The 23,079-nt window shown below is 65.7% G+C and carries 18 protein-coding genes; 6 read left to right on the top strand and 12 right to left on the bottom strand.

All coding sequences use genetic code 11. From position 1 onward, the window contains the following. The first annotated feature begins 60 nt into the window (after nt 1-60). Both ACG0Z6_RS06200 and ACG0Z6_RS06195 read left to right on the top strand, forming a co-directional pair. Complete coding sequence (locus tag ACG0Z6_RS06200; RefSeq protein WP_394459555.1) at nt 61-2,778, top strand: TonB-dependent receptor domain-containing protein; 2,718 nt, start codon at nt 61-63, stop codon at nt 2,776-2,778. A 125-nt stretch (nt 2,779-2,903) separates the two neighbouring features. Then, nucleotides 2,904-3,917, top strand: a complete 1,014-nt coding sequence (locus ACG0Z6_RS06195) for a sulfate ABC transporter substrate-binding protein (protein ID WP_394459553.1) — start codon at nt 2,904-2,906, stop codon at nt 3,915-3,917. A gap of 16 nt (nt 3,918-3,933) precedes the next feature. Here the strand turns inward: ACG0Z6_RS06195 and ACG0Z6_RS06190 are convergent, their stop codons facing one another. After that, nucleotides 3,934-4,482: a DUF2242 domain-containing protein gene (locus tag ACG0Z6_RS06190; RefSeq protein WP_394459551.1), complete on the bottom strand. Its 549-nt coding sequence runs from the start codon at nt 4,480-4,482 to the stop codon at nt 3,934-3,936. A gap of 186 nt (nt 4,483-4,668) precedes the next feature. Here ACG0Z6_RS06190 and ACG0Z6_RS06185 point away from each other — a divergent pair, with 186 nt between their 5' ends. Then, nucleotides 4,669-6,741 (top strand): M13 family metallopeptidase, encoded by a 2,073-nt coding sequence (locus ACG0Z6_RS06185; protein ID WP_394459549.1) that lies wholly within the window; start codon nt 4,669-4,671, stop codon nt 6,739-6,741. Between the two features lie 118 nt (nt 6,742-6,859). Here the strand turns inward: ACG0Z6_RS06185 and ACG0Z6_RS06180 are convergent, their stop codons facing one another. The 8 genes from ACG0Z6_RS06180 to ACG0Z6_RS06145 all read right to left on the bottom strand — a co-directional run bounded on the left by ACG0Z6_RS06180 (nt 6,860) and on the right by ACG0Z6_RS06145 (nt 16,625). Continuing rightward, nucleotides 6,860-8,878 (bottom strand): pilus assembly protein, encoded by a 2,019-nt coding sequence (locus tag ACG0Z6_RS06180; RefSeq protein WP_394459547.1) that lies wholly within the window; start codon nt 8,876-8,878, stop codon nt 6,860-6,862. 16 nt (nt 8,879-8,894) lie between these two features. Then, nucleotides 8,895-9,587, bottom strand: coding sequence for a pilus assembly PilX family protein (locus tag ACG0Z6_RS06175; RefSeq protein WP_394459545.1), 693 nt, complete (start codon nt 9,585-9,587; stop codon nt 8,895-8,897). 2 nt (nt 9,588-9,589) lie between these two features. Next, nucleotides 9,590-10,846, bottom strand: a complete 1,257-nt coding sequence (locus ACG0Z6_RS06170) for a PilW family protein (RefSeq protein WP_394459543.1) — start codon at nt 10,844-10,846, stop codon at nt 9,590-9,592. Then, nucleotides 10,843-11,259: a type IV pilus modification PilV family protein gene (locus ACG0Z6_RS06165; RefSeq protein WP_394459541.1), complete on the bottom strand. Its 417-nt coding sequence runs from the start codon at nt 11,257-11,259 to the stop codon at nt 10,843-10,845. The genes ACG0Z6_RS06170 and ACG0Z6_RS06165 overlap by 4 nt, the downstream gene beginning before the upstream one ends. Next, nucleotides 11,256-11,957 (bottom strand): pilus assembly FimT family protein, encoded by a 702-nt coding sequence (locus tag ACG0Z6_RS06160; protein ID WP_394459538.1) that lies wholly within the window; start codon nt 11,955-11,957, stop codon nt 11,256-11,258. The genes ACG0Z6_RS06165 and ACG0Z6_RS06160 overlap by 4 nt, the downstream gene beginning before the upstream one ends. Further along, on the bottom strand, nt 11,958-12,398 hold the full coding sequence (locus tag ACG0Z6_RS06155) for a type IV pilin protein (protein ID WP_394459536.1): 441 nt from the start codon (nt 12,396-12,398) through the stop codon (nt 11,958-11,960). It lies immediately after the preceding gene. 199 nt (nt 12,399-12,597) lie between these two features. Then, nucleotides 12,598-14,691: a diguanylate cyclase domain-containing protein gene (locus tag ACG0Z6_RS06150; RefSeq protein WP_394459534.1), complete on the bottom strand. Its 2,094-nt coding sequence runs from the start codon at nt 14,689-14,691 to the stop codon at nt 12,598-12,600. After that, nucleotides 14,688-16,625, bottom strand: a complete 1,938-nt coding sequence (locus tag ACG0Z6_RS06145; RefSeq protein WP_394459532.1) for a sensor domain-containing diguanylate cyclase — start codon at nt 16,623-16,625, stop codon at nt 14,688-14,690. The genes ACG0Z6_RS06150 and ACG0Z6_RS06145 overlap by 4 nt, the downstream gene beginning before the upstream one ends. 466 nt (nt 16,626-17,091) lie before the next feature. Here ACG0Z6_RS06145 and ACG0Z6_RS06140 point away from each other — a divergent pair, with 466 nt between their 5' ends. Further along, nucleotides 17,092-17,592 carry a CAP domain-containing protein gene (locus ACG0Z6_RS06140; RefSeq protein WP_394459530.1) on the top strand — a complete coding sequence of 167 codons (501 nt, stop codon included), beginning with the start codon at nt 17,092-17,094 and terminating at the stop codon, nt 17,590-17,592. 239 nt (nt 17,593-17,831) lie between these two features. Next, a complete protein-coding gene (locus tag ACG0Z6_RS06135) occupies nt 17,832-19,031 on the top strand; it encodes a PEP-CTERM sorting domain-containing protein (protein WP_394459528.1) in 1,200 nt (399 codons plus the stop codon). Here ACG0Z6_RS06135 and ACG0Z6_RS06130 read toward each other — a convergent pair. After that, a complete protein-coding gene (locus ACG0Z6_RS06130; RefSeq protein WP_394459526.1) occupies nt 19,028-19,801 on the bottom strand; it encodes a Crp/Fnr family transcriptional regulator in 774 nt (257 codons plus the stop codon). The genes ACG0Z6_RS06135 and ACG0Z6_RS06130 overlap by 4 nt on opposite strands. 77 nt (nt 19,802-19,878) lie before the next feature. Then, nucleotides 19,879-20,985 (bottom strand): tRNA 2-thiouridine(34) synthase MnmA, encoded by a 1,107-nt coding sequence (gene mnmA, locus ACG0Z6_RS06125; protein WP_394459523.1) that lies wholly within the window; start codon nt 20,983-20,985, stop codon nt 19,879-19,881. Between the two features lie 297 nt (nt 20,986-21,282). On the opposite strand from mnmA, the gene ACG0Z6_RS06120 reads away from it, so the two are divergent. Further along, nucleotides 21,283-22,431: a hypothetical protein gene (locus ACG0Z6_RS06120; protein ID WP_394459521.1), complete on the top strand. Its 1,149-nt coding sequence runs from the start codon at nt 21,283-21,285 to the stop codon at nt 22,429-22,431. A gap of 16 nt (nt 22,432-22,447) precedes the next feature. Here ACG0Z6_RS06120 and ACG0Z6_RS06115 read toward each other — a convergent pair whose 3' ends face one another. Next, on the bottom strand, nt 22,448-22,954 hold the full coding sequence (locus ACG0Z6_RS06115; RefSeq protein WP_394459519.1) for an NUDIX domain-containing protein: 507 nt from the start codon (nt 22,952-22,954) through the stop codon (nt 22,448-22,450). Nucleotides 22,955-23,079 lie beyond the last annotated feature (125 nt).

Below are 23,079 nucleotides of genomic sequence, written 5' to 3'. Positions count from 1 at the left end.
TAAGAGCGCTCCCTAGAGTGCCATGTTTTGATGTTTGCATTCAAAACAAGGAGGAAACGCATGGCTGCCCCGCAAGCCCAGAAATTCGCCCCGCTGACACTGGCCCTGTTGGCACTGCTGAGTGGCTACCAGCCCTGCGCACAGGCCCAAGAAGCGGCCCCTCAGGCCGCCGCCCAGGCTGAAGAAAAACCCCTGCCCAAGGTGGTGGTCACAGGCTCGCGCTTGGCACGCCTGCAAAAGGAGGGCGTCAGCCCCGTGACGGTACTCAAGGCCGAAGACGTCGACCGCCTGGGCTACCGCAATGTGGCCGAAGCCCTGCAGTCCCTGACGGAGAACGTGGGCTTCACCCAGGGTGAAGACTTTGGCAACACCTTCACGCCGGCGGCCAACACCATCTCGCTGCGCGGCCTGGGCCCCAACCACACGCTGGTGCTGCTCAACGGCCGTCGCTTGGCCGAATACCCCGCGCCCTACAACGGTTCGGTGAACTTCGTGGACTTGGCCAGCCTGCCTTCGGGCTTGATTGACCGCATCGAAGTGCTCAGCGGCGGCGCCTCGGCCGTGTACGGCTCGGACGCTGTGGCCGGTGTGGTCAACGTGGTGTTGAAGAGTTCTTTGAAAGAGGTCCGGGCCTCGGTGCGCGCGGGCACCACCCAGCGCGGCGGCGGCACCAGCACCCGCGTGCAACTGGCCAGCCCCGTGTCGCTGGGCGGCGTGACGGGCGTGGCAGGTTTGGAGCTGAGCCAGCGCGAACCCATCTGGAGCCGCCAGCGCCCCTTCCTGGCCGACACCACCTTGCGCGGTGGTGACCCCTCCGTGGTGGCAGGCCGGCGCGACCGCACCAACAAATACATCGGCACGCCGGACTGCTCAGACCTCGCCAAAGGCTACGAGGGCTCGACAGCACTGTTCACCGGCAAGAACGGCAGCTACTGCGGCTCCGGCCGTGCCGCCCCTACGCACTGGACCTTGCAGACCGAGCAGCGCAATGCGCAAGCCCTGGCCTCGCTCAAAGGTTCGCTGTGGGGTGACCACGAATGGTTTGCCGATACGGTGCTGGGCTTCACGCGCACCGAAAACAACACACGCGGCCCGAGCTGGACCTCCGAGTCAGCGGGCAAGAGCCGTTTCGTCAACGCCAACACCGGGCAGCTTGAAACCTGGGTGCGGCGCATCACGCCCGAGGAATACGGCGGCGTGGACCGCTTCAACCGCGTTTGGACGGACCGCCAGACCAGCGTCACGCTGGGCGCGCGAGGGCCTCTGGCGGGCGACTGGACTTACGAGGTGGCAGCAGCGCACAGCGGCTTTACCAGCCAGGCCTCGACCCTGCGCTTTTTGACCAATATCGACGAGTTTTTCCTGGGCAAAAAGCAAGGCGCGGATGCCAAGGGCTTTTCCATTTACAAGCCAGACTTGGCGCGCCTGACCAAGGCCCTGACACCCGCGGAATTCGACAGCATCACCGGCGAGAGCAGCAGCCGCAACAAGAGCTGGTCGCAGCAGGTGGTTGTCACGGCCAACGGTTCCCTGGCTCGATTGCCCGCGGGTGATCTGACCGCGGCCGTGGTGCTGGAAGGTGCCACGCAGGGCTTTACCACTCAGGCCGACCCGCGTCTGGCCCAGGGTGTGTTCTACGGCACCACTGATGCGCCCTATGTGCGCGGCACGCGCCAGCGCGGCGCCATCGGTGGCGAGCTGCGTGTGCCCTTCTTCAAAACCGTGACGGGCCACCTGGCCGCCCGACGCGACCTCTACCACTTCGCAGGCCGCAGCGAGGGCGACACCACCTTCAGCCTGGGCCTGGAAGCACGCCCGGTGCCGCAGCTGTTGCTGCGCGGCCAGCTCGCCAGCAGCTTCCGTGCGCCGGACATGGCCTACATCTTCACGCCCACCACCAAGGGCTATTTCTCGGGCTCGACCGACTACTGGCGCTGCGCACAAGCTGGCCTGGCGCTGGACAAGTGCCAGTGGGCCAACCAATCGCCGGGCTTCAACTTTGAACGCAGTGGTGGCGCCGGGCTCAAGAGCGAGCGTGGCCAATCCAGCGGCTTGGGCGTGGTGTTCCAGCCCAGCAGCTATGTGGACGCCAGCCTGGACTTCTGGAAGGTGGGCATCAAGGACTTGGTGACCAGCCTCGCGCCGGACCGCCTGTTGCTGCAAGAGTCAGACTGCCGCCGTGGCAAGGCCGACATCAACAGCGCCGAATGCCAGGACGCACTGGCACGCATCGTGCGTCAGGTCGACGACAACGGCCAGCTCGGCACGGTGCAGCTCGTCCGCACCAGCCCCATCAACGCCGCACAGCGCAATACCTGGGGCTATGACCTGTCGCTGGGCCTGCGTTCACCCCAGACGGACTTCGGCAAGTTCTCGGCCAGCGGCAAGTACACCAAGGTGCGTTCTTACATCTTCCAGATGTTCCCGGAAGACCAGGCCGAAAACGTGGCGGGTACGCTCAACCACGGCGACTGGCCAGACCGCCTGCAGGTGAACCTGGGCTGGAGCAAGGGCGACTGGAGCCTGGGCCTCAACGGCCGACGCGACGGCCGCATCTCCGACGCCACGGGTGACGCCTGGTTCGGCCCCTACTGGACCGTCGGCGCCAACGCCAGCTGGCAGATCAGCAAGCACGCGTCGCTGAATCTGAGCGTGGCCAACCTGCTCAACAAGGTGCGCACCGACCCCAACGCGGGCTGGCCTTACTACCCGGTGGGCTACTACATGCCCTACGGCCGCCAGGCCTGGGTGGGCTTTGAGTACCGGCTGCCGCAGTAAGCAAACGGCCCCCGTGGCGGGGGCATAAGCAAACAACGATTTGTTTGAGGACTCAGGGGCGCATTGCCAGAAAAATGCGCCCCTTCGCCTCCTACAACGCTGCGCGCAACGCCCCCGCCTTTTCCATGTTCACTCGCACCCGTCGCCATGCCCTGTGGGCCAGTTTGCTGGCCACCTCGTTGTGGGCCAGCTCCGCCTGGGCTCAAAACACGCTGCTCAACGTCTCGTACGACCCCACGCGCGAGCTCTACCAAGACATCAACAAAGCCTTTGTGCCCTACTGGAAGACCCAGAGTGGCCAGACGGCGACCGTGCGCCAGTCTCACGGCGGCTCGGGCAAGCAGGCGCGCTCGGTCATCGACGGGCTGGAGGCCGACGTGGTGACGCTGGCCCTGGCCTACGACATCGATGTGCTCAACCAGCGCCGCCAGCTGCTGGCCGCGGACTGGCAAAAGCGCCTGCCGCACAACGCCACGCCCTTCACCTCCACCATTGTGTTTCTGGTGCGCAAGGGCAACCCCAAAAACATCCGGGACTGGGCCGATCTGGCGCGCAGCGGCGTGGGCGTGGTCACCCCCAACCCCAAGACCAGCGGCGGCGCGCGCTGGAACTACATGGCGGCCTGGGGCTTTGCCCTGCGCCAAAGCGGCGGCACGCCAGCCTCGGCGCGCGAGTTCGTCAAACGCGTCTACGCCAACACCAAGGTGCTGGACACGGGCGCACGCGGCTCGCTGACAACCTTTGTGGAGCGCGGCATTGGCGATGTGCTGATTTCCTGGGAAAACGAAGCCCATCTGGCCGTGAAAGAGCTGGGGGCGGGGCGCTTTGAAATCGTCACGCCGCGCAGCAGCATCCTGGCCGAACCGCCCGTGGCCGTGGTGGACAAGGTGGTGGACAAAAAGGGCACGCGCCGCCTGGCCGAGGCCTATGTGAACTTCCTCTACACCCCGCAGGCGCAAGAGCTGGCGGCCCGCCACTACTACCGCCCGCGCGACCCCCAGGTGGCCGCACGCTGGGCCAAGCAGTTTGCCCAGACCCAGCTCTTCACGCTGGAGCAGGTGGCGGGCAACTGGCGCCAGGCGCAGAAGACGCACTTTGACGACGGCGGCATCTTCGACCAGATCCAGGCCGGCCGCTGAGTGCGCGCCGCCGGGCTCAGCCCTTGTCTGAGCCCGCTTCGCCCTGCTCTTGCAGCATGCGCTGCATGAGGCTGAAGAAGCGGTCGTAGAAGCGGCCTGCGGGTATGGTCTCGGAGCCCACTTTCACCAGCGACTCCATGGACGAGGAGGTGGGCAGCGAGATGGAGCCAATGGCGCTCACGCCCAGGCTGGTGGAGTTGGTGCTTTTCTTCACCACATAGCGATCTTGAAGCGCCGAGACAAAAGCCGTGGCCACGCGCTGCTGGCTGCCCTCGGGCACGCACACCACGGTGAAGCCAATCTCCACATGCACCTCGCCCTCGGGCTGGAAGCGCTTCACGCCTTTGATCTTGTCGGGCTTGGCTTCGGTGATGTCGTAGCCCTGGCTCAGCAGCGCGCGGCGCGCGGCCTCGCAGGTTTCGGCCACGCCCGCATCGAAGAGGCGCGAGAAGGTTTCGTCGGCCTGAAAGCGCTCTTGCTGGTAGACCGAATGCTTGCCCTGCCCTTCCTCGCCGGGTTTTTCACCCCAGCTGGCGCAACCGGCCAGAGCGGCGGCAAGCAGCATGAGCAAAGGGGTTGAAGGGCTTGGCATGGTCGGGGTAGCAACAGCGTGTGGGAACGGCTGGGGATTATCCCCAATGCCAAGCCTGCACCCTTGATTAGAGGGCCCAGCGCGTGAGCTACTGCCACCCCCTCAAGCAGGCGGGCACGTATATTGCCCGGCTGAATTTCCCCCCTTCTTGAGGCTTGCATGACCCAACCCCGCACCCTGGCGCTGTGCCCCGTGGCTCTGGCCGCGGCCTTGTTCACCCAGGCCGCTGTGGCCGACCAGCCCTTGGCCACCCTGCCCTACACACCCAGCCTGGATGTGCAGGCCATGGACCGCAGCGCCAAACCCTGCGACGACCTCTACCAATACGCCTGTGGCGGCTGGATGGCGCGCAACCCCATTCCCGCGGAGGAGTCCTTCTGGTCGGTGTACGCCAAGCTTGCACGCGACAACCAGCGCCACCTCTGGGGCATCTTGCAAGACCTTGCAAGCGCCACGCAACGCAGCCCCTCGCAGGCGCGCATTGGCGACTACTTTGCCGCTTGCATGGACGAAGAGGCCGTGGCGCGCGCCGCGCTGCAGCCCGTGCAGCCCCTGCTGCAACGCATTGCCGGCTTGCAAGACCGCCGCGAGCTGCCCGCCTTGCTGGCCGAGCTGCACCTGACGCACGACAACCCGCGCTTTTTCTTTACCTTCGGCGCGGCACAGGACTTTGCTGACGCCTCGCGCGTCATCGCCGCCGTGGGTGCGGGCGGCCTGAGCCTGCCCGAGCGCTCCTACTACCTGGACGCCGACGCGCGCGCGCGCCAGCTGCGTCAGGCCTTTGTGGCCCATGTGGCGCGCCTGCTGCAGCTCGGCGGCACGCCTGAGAGTGAGGCCAAGCAAGCCGCACGCGACATCCTGGCGCTGGAAACACGCCTGGCCCGCGCCAGCCTCTCGCCCGTGCAGCGGCGCGACCCCAAGCGTTCGCACAACCCCCACGACGCTGCCGCGCTGGCCGCGCTCACTCCGGGTTTTGACTGGACCGCCTACCAGCAAGGCCTGGGCCTGGCAGCGCAGGCGCAGTTCAACGTCAGCGAGCCTGCCTTCGTGCGCGCGCTCAATCAAGTCTGGCAGCGCACGCCGCTGAGCACGCTGCGTGCCTACCTGCGCTGGCAGCTGCTGTCCAGCCAGGCCGCGGTGCTGGGCCCAGACTTGGCGAAAGAGAACTTTGCCTTCTACGGCAAGACCCTCACCGGCACGCCCGAGCCCAAGCCGCGCTGGGCGCAATGCGTGGCCCTGGTGGACCAGCAGCTGGGCGAGGACCTGGGGCAGGAGTTCGTGGCACGCAACTTCACGCCCGAGATGAAGGCCGCCACCCAGCGCATGACCGAACAGATCGAAACCGCCATGGCCCAGCGCATCCAGGCCCTGAGCTGGATGAGCCCACAGACCAAAGAGCGCGCGCTGCAAAAGCTGCACGCCGTGACCAACAAGGTGGGCTACCCCGAGCGCTGGCGCGACTACAGCGGCTACGAAGTGCGGCGCACCGACTTCCAGGGCAATGTGGCGCGCGGCCAGGCCTTTGAGCTGCGCCGCAATCTGGCCAAGATCGGCAAGCCGCTGGAGCGTGGCGAGTGGTCCATGACGCCGCAAACCGTCAACGCCTATTACGACCCGCAGATGAACGACATCAACTTCCCCGCCGGGGTTTTGCTGCCGCCGCTGTACGACCCGCGCATGGACGACGCGCCCAACTACGGCAACACCGGCGGCACCATCGGGCACGAGCTGGTGCACGCCTTCGACGACGAGGGTCGCCAGTTCGACGGCCAGGGCAATCTGCGCGACTGGTGGCAGCCCCGCGACGCCAAGACTTTCAAGCAGCGCGCCGCCTGCGTGACGCAGCAATACGCCCAGTACACGGTGGTGGACGACATCAAGATCAACAGCCAGCTCACCCTGGGCGAGGACTTGGCAGACCTGGGCGGCCTGGTGCTGGCCTGGGCCGCCTGGCAGGCGCAGGTGGCCGAGCTCAGCGCCCAGGGCAAGGCCCCGCAGGCGCAAGACGGGCTCACGCCAGAGCAGCGCTTCTTTGTGGGCTTTGCGCAGTGGGACTGCAACCACGCCCGCCCCGAGGCCGAGCGGCTGCACGCCAAGACCAACCCCCACTCACCGGGCCGCTACCGCATCAACGGTGTGGTGGTGAACATGCCGGAGTTCCAAAAAGCCTTTGGCTGCAAGGCCGGGGACAAGCTGGTCAAGCCCCAGGGGCAGCGGTGTGAGGTGTGGTGAGGGTGGGGGGGCAGCGCGCCCTCTCCCCCGGCCCCTCTCCCATGAAGGGAGAGGGGTGTTCAGGTGAAGTCCAAATGGTGTTCCCCTCTTCCCTTGCGGGAGAGGCCCCCGACCCCAGTCAGTCCGTCAACTCCCGAAACGCCACGCGCTTGGCGTTCTTTCCAACCACCAACTCGCGCTTGCCCACGGACTTGACCGTCACTTGGCCCTTGCTGTCGAGGATGATGAGGCGGTAGTTGTCGTCGCCCGAGGGCAAGTCGTTGGCACGGTCCAGCACCAGGTTCATGGACACGACATTGCGGTTGCCCAGGTCAACCGATATATCGGTACCGCCCGTGAGCAAATTGAACACGTACAGGTAGGACTGGGTTTGGCTGGGCACCACGCTGATCACGGCAAAGCGCCCGCGCTGCACGGCCAGGGGGTCGATCACAGCGCGCTCGCCGGAGGTGCCGGACAGGTCCACATACCAACCGCGCTTTTTGGCCCAGTTGAACTGGGTGGGGCTGTTGATTTCGCGACTGGCGGACATGGTTTGCTTGACCATGTCGGCGCCGGAGTCACGCAGGTTGTCGGTCGTGCCGCTACCCAGATCGTCCTTGATGGCATAGATGCTTTGCATCTGTGTGTCAGAGCGGTCGCCGTTGGCCAGTAGCTTGCCGGTGCTGACCACCACCACGGCATAGCTTTTGTCGTCCTCATAGATCTGCATCAGCAAGGGCTTGGCAGTGATGGGCTGCCCATCGCCGTTGGCATCGGTGGCGCGGCCAATCAGCGTGGCGTCCTTGCCGTTGCTACCGATCTGGTCGTCGTAGTCGAAGCGCCAGACACGCCCGGTCAGGTCACCGGCATACACGCGAGAGGCGCGGTTGTCGGCTTGCGAGTCCACCCAGGCGTTGATGCGGCCCACATTGCAGGGCGTGGCTGTGGAGCCGCAGTCGTTGCCGATGGTGTCCATCAGGTTGCCGTTACTGGCGCGCAGCACAAAGAGATAGCCCTTGCCGTCACCAGGGGAGACGTTGTTGTAGCCTGAGCTGAACATCACCACCCAGCTGCCTGCGCTGTTGCGGGCAATGACAGGGTTGCCGTAGGTGTAGCCCAGGTTGTCAAACTCGCTGCCGGAGGTTTCCCACAGCACTTTGGGCGACTCGGGATCGGTGATATCCAGCGCGTAGTAGCTGCGCCCACCTTTGCCCAGGCCGCCCACCAAGATGGTCTTCCATGACTTGGCGGCGGTGTCGTAGATGTCGCCCACGACCGGCGTGGCATCCACATAGGCGCGGCGCTGGCTGAGGTAGTTCTCATCGGCCAAGCGCCAGAGCTCGGGCATCACCCCCGTGGGCACAAAGGCCCACAGCTCCTCGCCCGCATTGCTGCCGGTGGCGCGAAATGCATGCAGCATGCCGTCGTTGGTCGCCGCATAGACCACCTTGGTGCGGTCATTGACCTTGTCTTTGAAGTCCTGGTAGGACTGCTGCGTGTAGGGCATCTGCGGCTGACCGACAAAAACCGGGGCCGTGTTGCCGAAGTCCCCCAGCAGCGAGGTGCGCGTGCGGTAGAGCTGGCGCGCCTGCACGCTGGAAGACATTTCGTTGTTCCGCGCACCCGCCAGGTAATCGACCATGCGATCGCCCTCGTCGGCATTGTTGCGGGCAGTATTGGTCAAGGAGGAACGGGCGGCGCACTGCGACAAGGTATCCCCGCCGCCGCCACCGGTGCAGCGATTTTCGAAATAACTGCGCTGCGTGGCCGACAGATTGGCATAGGTGAATTTTTTGAGCGTGCCGCCGTCATTGAAATACACCGAGCGGCTGGTGTTGGCATTGAGCTTGGTGGCGGCACTCCATTCTTCGTTGCTAAGGTTCTGCTCACCGAGCTGCTTGTCGGTGTCGTAGGCCAACTCGTAGGCTTTGAGATCGCCCGTGGCTTTGGCGATGTCAGAGCTGGGCACGATCATCAGGTTGGAGCCCAGCCGCATGGGCTGGATGTTGCTCAGCGCCAGCCCGCCAGGGCCAGACAGCACGGGGGCGTCGTCCAGAGCCACGGTGGCGGCCAACACGACGCCCGCCAGGGCACTCAAACTCAACACCAAGGCGCGTGGCCAGGTACTGCGGCTCGCAGTGGTAGGGGTGGTCATGGCGTTGCCTTCATGCTCAGAAATGGACCAGCGCCTCGGTGTAGGTCACGCTGTTGCGTGGGCCTTGGCTGCGGACAATGATGCGGTAGTAGACCTTGGGGTTCACCGCCGAGAGCCGACGGGGGTTGGCCGCGTTGAGTTCGCCCCTGTCGGTGGCCAGGTCTTCGTCGCTGAGGGGCACGCGTGCGCATTGGGTGCCCGAGTCTTGGGGGCGCGAGTCGCTGCACAGCCGCAGCACCACATAGCGGCCTTTGACGGGGATGTTGCGGTCGAACTTGACCAAGTCGTTGATGACGATCTCGTCGCTGGGCGTCAGGCAAGTGCCGCCAAAGCCCGGGCAGCCGGTCTCGTCCCAGTCGATGCGGGCGGTTAAATCGGAATCAGACCCGTTGAAGTCGACGCTGGCCCAATCAGGGTCGTAGGTGGCGTAATAGCCCTTGACGCTATCTTTGCCATTGATGGTGTCGGCCACCTGGGCGTTGTCTTCCAACCAAGTGACGGCCTGCTGGGTGACAAAGTCGGCCGCGCGCATGGTCATCTCTTTCATGGCCATATTGCCCAGGGCCTGCGCACCGTCGTCCACCGCGCGAATCATGGCCACGGCCGCCAGCGACATCAGCGCCAGCATGATCAGGGCGAACACCAGCGACATGCCTCGCTCGATCGAGCGGGTAACGCGCCGGGCAAGGGGAGGGGTGTTCTTTGCCATGGTCAGTTCTGCCAGAGGACGTTGCGCATGGGAATGGTGGTCTCGTACACCTGGTAGCGGTAGCGGCGGAAGTCAGGCACGCCCGCCAGGTTCAGGCAGCGGGTGTCCACGCCATTGGGCTTCCAGGTGGGGTAGTTGGTGGTGCTCAGCGCTCCCGTGCAATCCCCGCCACCCGTGCTGGGCTTGCCGTCCGTGACCTCTTCTTTTTCAGGCTTGTTGCTGCGCACCACCACCGCCAGGCGAACGGCCAGCACACGCTGCCAGCCCCGCGCCGTGTTGGGGCGGTCGGAGTCCCATTCGTCCACGATGCCGTCGGGCGGATCGGAGGTGTCGCGCCCATACACCGCAGCGAGTTGCACCACATTGGTGGCGAGCTGGTCCACGCGGCTGGTGATCTTGGCCACCGAAAGGTTGTTGCCACCAGCAGCCACACTGGCGCTGGCGACCGAGCCCGTGGCGGTGACCGTGCGCATCACCAACCGGGTGGGAATGCCGTCGGCATCGTTGGCCAAGTAGTACTCGCGATAGAGCGGCACACCCAGGCGCGACTCAGGCCGCCCGAGGTTGTAGATGTGGTGCCCGGCCTCGTAGTTCAGGCCCTTGCCGTTGATGTCTGGGAACAGGGTGTCCTTGCCGTTGTGGTTCCAGGGGCCGAAGTCACCCTCTTCGTGGGTGAGCTTGCCTTCACTGGGGGCTTCGGACAAATTGAACACCGTGGCCGTGATGGCGTCACTGGTGGGGAATTCCAAGTCGGAGCTGCAGCCTGACTTGGGCACGGCCAACATCAAGTCGCCACGGCGCGCACCAAAGCTCACGCCTTCTTGCATATGGAATACGCTGTCGTCACTGTGATGGTCTTGCGCCGTGCCCATGGGCGTGGCGAAGTTGGTGGTGTCGGTGACCAGGATGCGGATGCGGTCGGGCGAGCCGTTGTCGCCGCGGGTGATCAGGATGGGTGCGAGCTGAAAGCGCTCGATGTCACCGTTGCGGGCCTGGGCCTGAGCCCAGCAACCGGCCGCACCGCTCATCATCACGCCATAGCCGCTTTGCCCAATATCGCGCTGGATGGCCGTCAGCGCCAGGGCGGCCGACACCGTGCCCGAGCCCAGCGCTGTGGTGCTGCGCTTGGTGCCCTCCCACATCGTGCCTGCCTGGGCGATCACCAAAGCCACCACCAAGGCCAGCACCATGGCCACCATCAACTCGACCAAGGTGACGCCGCGCTGCATCAGTGGGATGGAGATTGGGGGCTGTTTCATCGCTTTACGTAGGCCGCCGTGCTGTAGGTTTGCTTGCCTTCACCGGGCACGGTCCAGTAGATACTGATCACCACATGGCCGGCCTTGGACCTGAGGTCGATGTCGCTGCGCCCGTTGGGCAGCAGCACCTGGACCTTTTCTTTCCAGTGCTTGCACAGCGGCTTTTTTTCGCAGTCTTCGGCCGTGTCCATATTGCCGAGCTTGGGCACGTTGGCCCACATGATGCCGATCAGGTCATCAGCCAGCAGAGCCGCCGTCATGCGGTAGTGAGAGCCCGCGATGGCCCGCGTCATGGTCACATGCAAGGCCATCAAGCCCACCACCCCGATGGAGAACACCACCAGCGCGGTCAGCACATCCAACAACATCACGCCCCTTGTGGGGCGGCGCAAGCGGGTGCGGGATTGCTTCATGAGTCGTCCTCGGTTCCCGCAGCAAAGGCTGGGCAGCGGCGAGGATCTCCTGCGGGAAGATCCTGGTCGGGATCGCACAAACTCACGCTGCTGCCACGGATGCGCACGTGCAGGGGCCGTGCGGCATCGGCGCCGTTAGCGTGTGTCACGACATAGCACATGGGGGGCGAAGCATTGCGGCCCACGCGGCCAAAGCCATCGAAGGTGGTGTGAACGTCGGTGGCGTCGGTGGCGCAGTCCCGTTCTTTGACCTGCACCACTGCATGGATGGCCCCATCGTTGGGGGCCCATTTGGCAATGATGTAGGGCGAAGCACTTTCATCTGGGGAAGCGCCGCAGTCCCCGGCAGGACCATTGGAACCCTTGCCCTGATCTACGGTAATGACCCACGCTGCAGACTTGCTGGAGAGCTTGCAGGAGCTGTCGAGAACGCCCTTATCGTTGGCCGTCACGGTATAGAACGACACCTTACGGTTGAGCCGTATGGCCTCGGTGCGCGCGCGCAGCAAGCCGTTGTAGAGCGACTCGGCGGCGTTGCGCACTTCGGCATTGCGCATGGCTTCGTTCATGGTCGGCACCCCCATCACCACGAACAGCGTCAGCACCACAAAGCTGACCAGCATCTCGATCAGGCTGAAGCCTCGCCCTCGGTGCCGCGAGGGAATAGGCCTGGGGGATAGGGGGGAGTTGCTCAGCATTTAGCACTCTTCGACATTGCGCACCAACCAGCAGGCCTTGTCGGTCGACTCGTTCTTGAACAGCGAGGTGTGACGTTCGTTGGACTGGTTGACGCTGTATTCATGCCCAGCCACCACCGTGTCGTCCACCCCGGTGGCAGTGATCGTGTAGCCCAGGCCTTCTTGCTGGGACTCACACTGGTAGGTGAAGAACTTGTCGCTCTCGATGGACTTGCCGCAATTGCCGTCTGTGTCGGCATAGCGTTGGCGGTCCTGGAAGTACTGTTCGAGCATGACCCGGGCCTGGCTCATATTGTTCAGGGCCTCGGTCACGCGGGTGCGCCGGATGTAGTCCTGATAAGACGGCAAAGCCACCGCCGCCAAGATCGCCGCAATGGCGATGGCAATCAACAACTCGATCAGAGTAAAACCACGATTCGTGCTGCAGTGGCGATTGAACATACTGGCTCCCTAAGCGACCCGCCCTGCCCCAAGCACCACAGGGCGACCCACAAGTGGGCGCGCCTTGATCACAACTTTGATGCGGGGTGAGACTGAACGACAGGATAAAAGTTACAGGCGCTCACCGGTCGACATGGTCGGTGAACAAACTCACACTGTGCACTCGCTGTGTTGGCATTTCCCCCTAAGTGGAGGCACTTCATTGGGGGGGATAAGCCACTGCCAGGCGTCGATGTGGGGCGCTGGGCGCTGGCGCTTCGGGTAGAAGCTCGCGCAGCTGCACCACGCCACGCTGGCATGCCGCTTCAAATTCCTGGCACAGCGCATCGAGTTGTTCCAAGTTCGAGGCCTCGACGCGCTGCACCCCCACGGCGCGCCCCCTCCCCCGATGTTTGGCCACATACAAGGCCAGATCGGCCCAGTTCAGCGCGCGCTCCCAGTCGGGCTGCGCCGAGCACCAGCCTTGCGCCACAAAGCCCACGGACACACCAACCGGCAACTCGCCCTGCGCCACCTGCACAGGCTGTTGGCACACCGCCAGCAACAAGCGCTCGCCAAAAGCGGCGGCATCGGCTTGGGTGAGCTCGCGCACCCACAGCACGAACTCCTCGCCCCCCCAGCGCGCCACCAAATCCCCTTCACGCACGCACTGCTGCAAGCGCTGGGCCACCGTGGCGATGACGGTGTCTCCACAGGCATGACCCAGGCGATCGTTGATGCACTTGAACTGGTCAATATCCACCATGTAGACAGCCCCCGCGGCCGCCGGACCCTGTTGCTGCATCTGGGTGTAGAAGTGCCGCCGGTTGGACAGCCCCGTGAGCGTGTCGCGCTCGCTGGCACGGCGCAACTGGGCTTCACGGGCACGCAAGCCGGCCGCGCTGCGCCGCATGAGCACCAGCAGCACCAGGCCCAGCACCAACATCACCCCCAGCACGACAGCAATCCCCAGCACCAACTGCTGGCTGCGCCGCCCCTGCTCCAGGCGGCTTTGCTGCGCAGCGTGCTCGCGCTGCGCCTGCTGCAGCTGCGCCCGCCCTCTCTCAGCATCAAAGCGCACCTTCAACTGACGCAATGTGGCCGCGCGGGCATTGGCCGCCACCTGGCTGGCCACTTCGCGCTCTTGCTGCAAGGCCGCCATGGCATGGCGCCAGCGCCCGATAGCGGCCAGCACATCGGCACGCTCATGCAGCATGGCTTGCCATGGCGGCAAGCCGTCGGCCAAGGGAAACACCTCGCTCATGCGCGCCATGTTTTGTTCAGCCTGCGCATAGCGGCCCAGTTTCAGCAAGGCCAGGCTCTCGGCGTGCAACATGCGCGCCTGCATGATGGGCTTCATGTCGGCTTGCATCGGCCGAACTTGCTCCGCCACACGCAACGCCTGCGCTGCTTGACCATGGGCCTGTAGCACGAAGACCCAGCGCAGGGTGGCCCAATACTCCAAGCTCACATCCTTGGCCTCACGGCTGGCCCGCAGCACGCACTGCAGGGCCGTGGAACTGGGGTGCAGCTGGCCAGCGTTCCAAAGCGCTTGGGTCTCATAGCCACATATTTGTTTTTGCAGCCAGGCAGAGCCTTGCCCGAAATGCCGCGCCAACTCCAGCCAAGCCTGAGCCAACTTCAGCTCGCCATGGTTGCTGAGGGTGTCGCTCAAATCACCCGCCGACAGCGCCACCATGGTGATGTCACCCACCTTATGCGCCAAATCAAAAGCCAAGCGTTGTGCTTGCAGCAGATCCGAGTAGGCCCCATGCTTGGACAAGGCGTCGGTGCTCAAATACAGCGCCCACCAAAAAGCGCGCGCATCACAAGACGGCGCCTGCAGCGGCTCGCAGCCGGGCTCCAAAAGCCGCAGGGCTTGATGGAGCTTGTCGGCGGCCAACGCCCTTGAGTCTGCCCAGTGGTACTGCACCAGCATGGCGCGGCCAGGGCTCAGCCCGCGCAGGTCCACCGTGCGGTCCTGCGAAACAACGGCATGCGCCAGGGTGAGGTCTGCATCCATCGCGCGACGCTGTTCGTGCGTGAGGCCGCGCTCCAAAGATTCCAGGGCTGCGCGGCGGAACTGCGCAGACTCGTTGTCGCGCAGAAGCAGCTCCCACAGGGCGTCCGTCGCATGTCGATGTTGGCGATGTGTGGGCAGCTCGTGACGCGGTGGCGGCTGCGGCGACGGCACGCTCACGATGTCCGGGTCAGGGGCGACCACATTGACGTGGTGCATTGCATCGGCCTGCCCCGCTGCCCAGACCTCACCCACCAAAACCAGCGCATACGGCAGCAGCCGCCAAAGCGTCATGGCTGGCTCCCCTCAGACACCAGGCTCACGGGCCCCACCTGCACCGGCAAGACCTGCCACAGCGGAGCCCCCTCTGGCGAGGCTGCCGTCCAGTGCTGGCCCTGCGCTTGGTTGCGGCCATTGGCTTTGGCCGCGTAGAGGGCCTTGTCGCAATGCGCCAGCAACTCATCCAGCCCTTGCTGCGGGGCAGGCGCGCTCAGCACCACATAGCCCATGCTGAGGCTTTGGCTGAGCGCATGTTCGCCCCACACCACGGGACGGCACGCACAGGCCTGCAGCACCTCCAGCGCCAGCGCGCTGGCCTGCTGCGCATCCACATCGGGCACCAGCAGCAACAGCTCCTCGCCACCCCAACGCCCCAGCACAGCCTGCGGCGGCAGCGCGGCGCGCAGGCGCTGTGCCACTGTGCGCAGCACCTCGTCGCCCGCCGCATGCCCCCAGCTGTCGTTGACCCGCTTGAAGTGGTCCAAATCCAGCAACGCCACCAGGCCCAGTGCCTGGGCGCTTTGCAGGCGCTGGCCGGGCTCAGTGGCCAGCACGCCGCGGCGGTTGGGCAAGCCCGTCAGCACATCGCGCTCGCTGAGGTCTTTGAGCTCGGCATTCATCGCCGACAGCGCCTCGCGCAGCCGCCGCAGCCGCCAAGCCGCCAGGCCCAGCAAGGGCAAGAGCAGCAGACACACGCCACCCATGACGGCATAGACCTGCGTGTTGCGCTGCTGCTGCCGCGTCGACGCCTCCATGGCCTGCTGCTCAAGTTGCAGGCGCTGCATCTGCTCGGTGCGCTCCTGGGCTTGCAGCTCGGCCATTTGGATCATGGCGGCCTTGTTCGTGCGGCCGCGCTGGCTGCGGTCGTCGAGATCAATGTACTGCTGCTGAAAACGCACGGCTTCGCGCCAGTGCTCGGTCTGCGCCAAGGTTTGGGCCAGATCGCCCGCCATGTCGAGCCGCAGCTCCAAGCTGTCCGCACAGCATTCAGACATGAGGCGCTGCGCCCGCGCGATGGCGGCCATGCCCACGTCAAAGTGCCCCAGCAGCAGCCAGGCCCGGCCCATCGTGGACTCCAGGACGGCGATAACAGCGCCATAGTCAGCCGTGGCCGCCAGGGGGCCCAAGGACTTGGCATGGGCCAGCGCCTCTTGGGCCAAGCGCAGGGCCTCTGACGGGTCGTGTTGCTGCAGGCGCAACGACGCGAGGTTGCCCATCCCCCAAGTCAAAGCGTAAGGATGATTGAAGCGCCGTGCCAGCGCCACCGCCTCCTCCTGGGCTGCAACGGCAATGGCCAAATGCTCTTGCGTCGCGCCCCCGGGCTGATCGCCGTATGCCCGCGCCCTGAAATTCAACATTTCCAGCACCACCCGCCCGGCCACCTGGGGGCGGCGCTGGTAGTGGGCCAGGGCTTGGTCCGAGACGCGGCGGGCTTGGTCATACATCTCGGTCTGCCGATAGGTTTTGCTCAAGGTGTTGATGCTCAACAGCTCCCGCCAGTCCGACCCCATGGTGCGCGCCAAAGAAATGGCTTGCGTCAAGACGCGCGCACTCGCGCCCATGCGGCGCAAATCGCCGTTGGCTCCGGCTTGCCAAATCAAGCATTGCCAGCGCACCTGGTTGGGCACACCCGGCGGCACAGGCGCATCCAGACCGGGCATCCACGCGTCCACCACGTCCGTGACCTGAAACGCCTTCAAGTACGCCGCCGCCATCTGCAAGCAGGGCTGCACCCACAGCGCTGCGGCGCGCTGGCCCGGGTCGCCTTGCTGCTGCATCGCCTGAAGCTGCTGCTGCACCCGCTGCCAGATCACCTCCTGCTGCGCGTCGGGGCTCATGCGCAGGGCCATTTGCAGCGCCCACAGGCGCAGAGGCGAGCCCGCCAGCGGGCCCTGGGCCTCATCCAGCAGCTGGCTGGCCAAAGTCGTGTCCACCTGGAAGCGGCTCATCTCGTTGACCTGCTCCAGCCGTGCCTGCCAATGTTCCGGCGGCGCCGAATCAGCCCAAGCTGAGGCTGCACACACGCAGCCCAGCGCCAAACCCGCCCAAAGACGCAGCCCCCACCACCGGACCGACAACATCCACGCCACTACTGCCCACTCCTCAGAACCCAGTGCAAACACTTGGCTGAATCAGTGTAGGCAGGGGGGTGAAAGTGCTGCTGTGCCAGCCATCACGCCGCTGCTGGCTTTATGCCGCCCGCGCGGCTGACGCCGTGAAGCCTGTCACACGAGCATCCACAAGTCCGTGGCCCGGCGCTTACAGCCCGCTGCCGGAGGCCCTCGATGGCGGCATCATTTGGGCGACCGTCTTGCCCGCCCTTTCAGGCGACAGCTGTCGCATTCCGACCGCCACATACGTTTACTTGCAATCTGGCAAAGCAAGTCGCGCCCGGGCTTGCGACAATCGCGCCCCATGAAACGACTCCTGCTCGCCCTCATGTGCTGGCCTCTGACGGCGTGGCCCGTCACCTGCAACAGTGGCGCCCAGGCCTTGGCCCAGAGCTTGGTCATCATCAACAGCCTGCGCAGCGCCCCCTTGCGCTGCGGCAACCAGCTGATCGGCCCCGCCCCGGCCCTGCGTTGGAGCCCGCTGCTGGCCGAATCGGCCCAGCGCTACGCCCAAGAGCTGGCCGCACGCGACACCATCACCCACATCGGCCAAACCGCCACCAGCCTGCGCGACCGGCTGCAGGGCGTGGGCTACAAGCTGCAAAAAGCCGCTGAAAACCTCGCAGGCGGACCCGGCACCTTGGAAGAAGCCACGCAGCTCTGGAGCGCCAGCCCCTCGCACTGCGGCAACTTGATGGCCCCCGATTTCACCGAGGCTGGCCTGGCCTGCGTGCAAGCACCCGGACGCCTGGAGCACTACTGGGTGCTGCACCTGGGCCGCCCGGCCATGCGCTTTGAGTTCTGAGCGCGGCGCAGCGTCGCCGCCCCCATCGCGGTCGACCTCGAGGTCGACCGCACTGGCGCTGCCGAATCCGCCCGCCTAAGAGGGCGCTTCGGCCATCCCGCAATCGCGGGGCTGGGGCAGGTTGATGTCAAGTTTTTGACATTCACCGCCGCTTTGTTTTCCAAGAATGGGTTCAACCCCGGCGCCACCCCTGGCGGTCGAGGGCCCGCCCGAGCTTTGGAATCAAGGAGGAACCCGTCATGTTGCACCCCCGAATTTTTGGCGCCGCGCTGCTGCTGTGCGGCGGCATGGCCAGCGCCATGGCGCAAACCGCGCCCGTCTACCGCATCATCGACCTGGGCCAGATCAACCCCAGCACGGCCTACGGCACGCAGGGCATGGCGGTGTCCAGCACCGGCAACTACGCCGTGGCGCGCACACTGGACGACGTCACCGGCGCCTCGGTGGCCTTCAGCACCGTCATCGGCAGCAACACCCTCACGCCGCTGGTCAATGTCAGTGTGGGAGGGGTGCAGCGCAAAGTGGAGATTGCCTACGGCGTCAACACCTCGGGTACGGCCGTGGGCGCCTCCTACGGCAGCCTCAACCTGTACGGCGCACGCCCCATCGCCTGGGATGCCCAGGGCCAAGCACGACAGCTGGAGCTGAACGCGGCTTCCGGCAATGTGGGCGTGGCCAACGGCATCAACAACGCCGGGATCATCGTGGGCGGCGTCAACAGCGCCGCAGCCAGGCGCGCGCAGATTTGGGACGCCAATGGCAACGCCCTCAGCGTGGCGCCTGACGCCTTAGGCCGCAACATGAGCGAGGCCCGCGCCATCAACGACAGTGGCCTGGTGGTGGGCCGCGGCAACGACCCCGCCAACGCCGCCCGCAACGTGGCCATGGTGCACGACATGAACAGCGGGGTGACGCAGGAAATCGTCATCGGCGGCGCAGCCAACGGCGGACAGCCCAGCGCCGTGAGCAACAGCGGGTTGGTGGTGGGCTCCATGACCATGAACCAGGCCACGGTGGGCGCCTTCATGTGGAGCGCCAACGCCGGGCTGCGGGTGCTCACACCGCTGGCGGGCACCACCAATTTTCGAGCCACGGGTGTCAATGACACAGGCTGGGTGGTGGGCAGCAGCGATTTGGGCGGCACATCGCAACCCTGGCTGTTTGACGGCAGCAGCACCTATGCCCTGTTCTCACTGGTGAGCAACGGCGCCAGCGACGGCTGGGACTTCTCCCCGCCCACCGATGGCCCATTGCCCACCTTCGCCTCGGCCATGAGCATTGCGCAAGACGGCACCGTGGTCGGTACAGCCATTCGCAACGGCGCGGCCCATGGCTACGCCATGGTGCTGACCACCCCGGTGCCCGAGCCCCAAAGCCTGGCCTTGATGCTCGTGGGCCTGGCCTGCATGGGGGCCCTGGGGCGGCGGCGCCAGCGCTAAAGCCTGTTGTCCTGGGCAAAGCGCGCCAGCGCCTCCATGTCCAGGATGGTGATGTGCGCGTAATGGGCCTCCACCAGGCCCAGCTCCTTGAACTTCTTCAGCGCAAAGTTCACGCGCTGGCGGCTGGCCCCCAGGATGTCCGAGAGGTCTTCCTGCGAGAGCCGCTCACCAATCACCACCCCCGCCTCGCTGGGCTGGCCGTAGCGCTGGGCGTTGAGCAACAAGGTGTGGGCCAGGCGCACCTCAATGCTCTGCCCCGCGTCGCGGTTCATCTTGGCGTAGGCCAGGCGGATGCGGTAGGCCAGCTGCAGCTCGATGGCGCGGCCCACGCTGGGGTCCAGCAAGCGCTGCTGGCGAAACACCTCGCCCGGAATCAGCCACACGCGCGTGCCCTTGCTGCGCGCATAGGTGTCGTAGGGGTAGAGCGAACCGTCCACCATGGGCACATAGCCCACGGTGTCGCCCGCACATTGAATGCCCACCAGATAGCGCTGCCCGTCCGGGCGCATCTGGCTGAAGTTCAGCGCCCCGTCCAGCACCACGGCCAGCATGTCAAAGCTGTCGCCCTGGCGGATGAGGTGCTCCTCCTTGTCCAGCACCCGCAGCCGCCCGCCCTGCACCAACGCCCACAGCGTGGGCTCGGGGCAGTCCTGGAAGCCCAACGTGGCGCTGAGGTGGCGCAGCGCCAGCTCGCGCGCCACCTGCAGGCGGTCGCTGCTGGGCGGGTCGAGGGCGGCATCAGTATCAGCAGCGGATTCGGGCGAGGGCATGGCGCGTCAGCAAAGGCTTTGCGTCCGCTTATAGCAGGCCTGCAGCGCCACGCCACGCGCGCTGTAGCGCCCAGGGTTCAGGCCCAGGCCTGGTCAATCACCCCGCCGCCCAGGCAAACCTCGCCCTGGTAGATCACTGCGCTTTGCCCCGGCGTGACGGCCCATTGCGGCTGCGGGAATTCGAGGCGGATCTCCCCACTGCCGGGCTGCAGCACGCAGGCCGCATCGGCCTGGCGGTAGCGTGTCTTGGCGCCATAGCCGCCGAACTCGGGCGCCTGGCCGCTGGTCCAGCTCAAATCCTGCGCCACCAAGGCGCGGTACTGCAGCAGCGGGTGCTCGTGGCCCTGCACCACCACCAGGGCGTTGCGCTCCAAGTCCTTGCGCGCCACAAACCAGGGCGCGTGCTCGCCACCGCCGCGCGGGGCGCCCTTTTCCTTCACGCCACCAATGCCCAGGCCCTGGCGCTGGCCCAGGGTGTAGAAGGACAGGCCCACATGCTGGCCGAGTTGGCGCCCGCGCTCATCCACGATGGGCCCGGGCTTGTGGCTGAGGTAGCGGTTCAGGAACTCGCGAAACGGCCGCTCGCCGATGAAGCAAATGCCGGTGGAGTCTTTCTTCTTGGCATTGGGCAGGCCAATCTCGGCGGCAATGCGGCGCACCTCGGTCTTGGGCAGCTCGCCCACGGGGAACAGGGTTTTGGCCAGCTGGTGCTGCTGCAGGCGGTGCAAGAAATAGCTCTGGTCCTTGAGCGGGTCGCAGCCCTTGAGCAGCTGCACCTGGCCGCCTTGCTCGCGCACACGGGCGTAGTGGCCGGTGGCGATCTTCTCCGCGCCGGTGGCCACGGCGTGGTCCAAAAAGGCTTTGAACTTGATCTCGGCGTTGCACAGCACATCGGGGTTGGGCGTGCGGCCGGCCTGGTATTCGCGCAGGAACTCGGCAAAGACGCGGTCTTTGTACTGGGCCGCAAAGTTCACATGCTCGATCTCGATGCCCAGCACATCGGCCACGGCGGCGGCGTCCAGAAAATCCTGCCGCGTGGAGCAGTACTCGCTGTCGTCGTCGTCTTCCCAGTTCTTCATGAAGATGCCCACCACCTCATGCCCCGCTTGCTTGAGCAGATGGGCCGACACGGCGGAATCCACGCCGCCGGACAGGCCGACGACAACACGGTACTTGCGATTCATGGGGCGCGATTGTCCCAAAACAGCGCCCAGGGCACAGCCCTCGCGCCGCGCGCCTTGCGGGTCGAGGATTTCTCAGCGCATGCAGCGCGAACGGCCAGCCCAAGGCCGAGCGGCTGCGCGCGCCCATGCCCCTCGAACAAGGGGGAGTCTGGAATTCAAGGAGAGCATTCCCGCTAGGGGCCGTTTGTGCGTTTTTTCACACTCGCGTGCCAGTCAAGGCTGGCTCACCGCCCCCGGACGCATGGATCTGCCCCGGGGTGCTCAACACAACGCAACAACCTCAGCGAGGAAATGTTTATGGCTATCCGTACTCACAAGATCACCGCATGCCTATGGGTGCTGCTGTGCACCCTGCCCCTGCACAGCCAGGCACAGCAGTTGCTGGACCTCGGTGCCAATTTCTGGGCATCCAGCGTCTCGGCCGATGGGCGCACCGTGGTCGGTGACAACCGCATGGGCGCGGGCTATCAGATGTGGCGTGCGGAGACGGGATTGGTCAACATTGCGGGCACCATCAGCGCGGGGCAGCAGTTCGTGGGCCGAGCCTCCGTCAGCGCCGACGGCACACGCGTCAGCGGCACGGGCATGGCCGGTGACGGCAACACCGAAGCCGCTTGGCGCAGTGACAGCGGCACCTGGTCCACCCTGGGCGGCGTGGGTGCCACCTCGGGGACCAATCGCTCCTCCGCATGGGCCCTCAGCGCCAACGGGCAGTACGTGGGCGGCATGGCATGGCAGCCCGACGGCACGACCTCAGGAACGGTATGGCGCACGGGCGATGGCGCCCTGGCCACGCAGGTCACGATCAGCGGCACCAGCGTGCGCCTCAACGCGCTGAGCAACGACGCGCGCAGCCTGGGCGGCTTTCAAAACGGCACCATGGGCCGCGAAGCCTATATCTGGCGCGACGCGCTGGGCACTGGCAGCTTTGCTGGCACAGCCGTGGGCAACGATGCCGTGTCGGCCAGCGAAGTCAGCGCCATGACGGCCGATGGCCAATGGGCCGTGGGTGTGGGCAACCAGCTGTGGCGCTGGAGCGCCACCGGCGGCACACAGGCCTTGGGGCGCATGGGCTCAGGCATGGGCACCAGCCTGGCCACCGGGGTGAGTGCGGACGGCAGCCTCATCATCGGCTTTGAGCGCGCATTTGGCAGCACAGCCGCACAGAGCTTCATCTGGCGCGACGGTGTGGGGCTGCAGTCCTTCAACGACTACGTGCACGGCAATCTGGGCTTGGACAGCGCGCGCCAATTCGTGTTTGATCGCCCGATGAGCGTCAGCGCCGACGGGCAGTTCGTGGTTGGCTACGCCAGCACCACCCTCAACGGTGGCGAGGCCCACGGCTTCCTGATCCAGCTCACCCCCGTGCCCGAACCGGCAAGCTGGGCGCTGTGGCTCATCGGCAGCCTGGGCCTGTTGCGCATGGGCCGACGCCGCAACAGCTGAAGAGTACGCCTGGTCTTCAGCGCTGCTGCAAAGCGGCCACTGAGGCGTCGGTGTGGATGATGTCCAGCGGCAGGCTGCGGCCCAGCAGGTGGTCCTGCACGCACTGCCACACCAGGGGTGAGCGGGTGCGCCCCTGGGCGTGCGCCGCTTCCACCTCCGCGGGCGTCAGCCACAGCCAGCGCACGATGCCCTCGTCCAGCGCGCGCCCCGGCAGGGGGCCGTCGCCCTCGATGCGGCCGCGGTAGGCCAGGCGCACATAGGTCACGTCCTCGCCGTTTTGCGGGCGCACAAAGCGCGAGAGATAGATGCCCAGCACCGCCTCAGGGCGGAACACATGGGCGGTTTCTTCCAGCGTCTCGCGCACCACGGCCTGCAGCGGCGATTCGCCCTGCTCGATATGCCCGGCCGGGTTGTTCAGCCGCAGGCCGTCGCGGGTGTGCTCTTCCACCAGCAGGTAGCGGCCATCGCGTTCGATAACGGCCGCGACGGTGACGGAGGGCTTGAAGCGTTGCTCGGTACTCATGGGCGCGATTGTCTGGCCGGAAGGGCTCGCCAGGGGCCTTCCCCCCAAGGTGGGTAGGCCAGGGGTGCGAGGTCCAAGCCGCCGTGTGTGGGCTTTGGCACACAAAGGCCGCTGTCACAGCCAAG

This window comes from Roseateles rivi (genome assembly GCF_043555845.1).
GTDB lineage: Bacteria > Pseudomonadota > Gammaproteobacteria > Burkholderiales > Burkholderiaceae_C > Roseateles > Roseateles rivi.
Note: the sequence above shows the minus strand (reverse complement) of the source record. Positions and strands in the feature narration are given on the sequence as shown.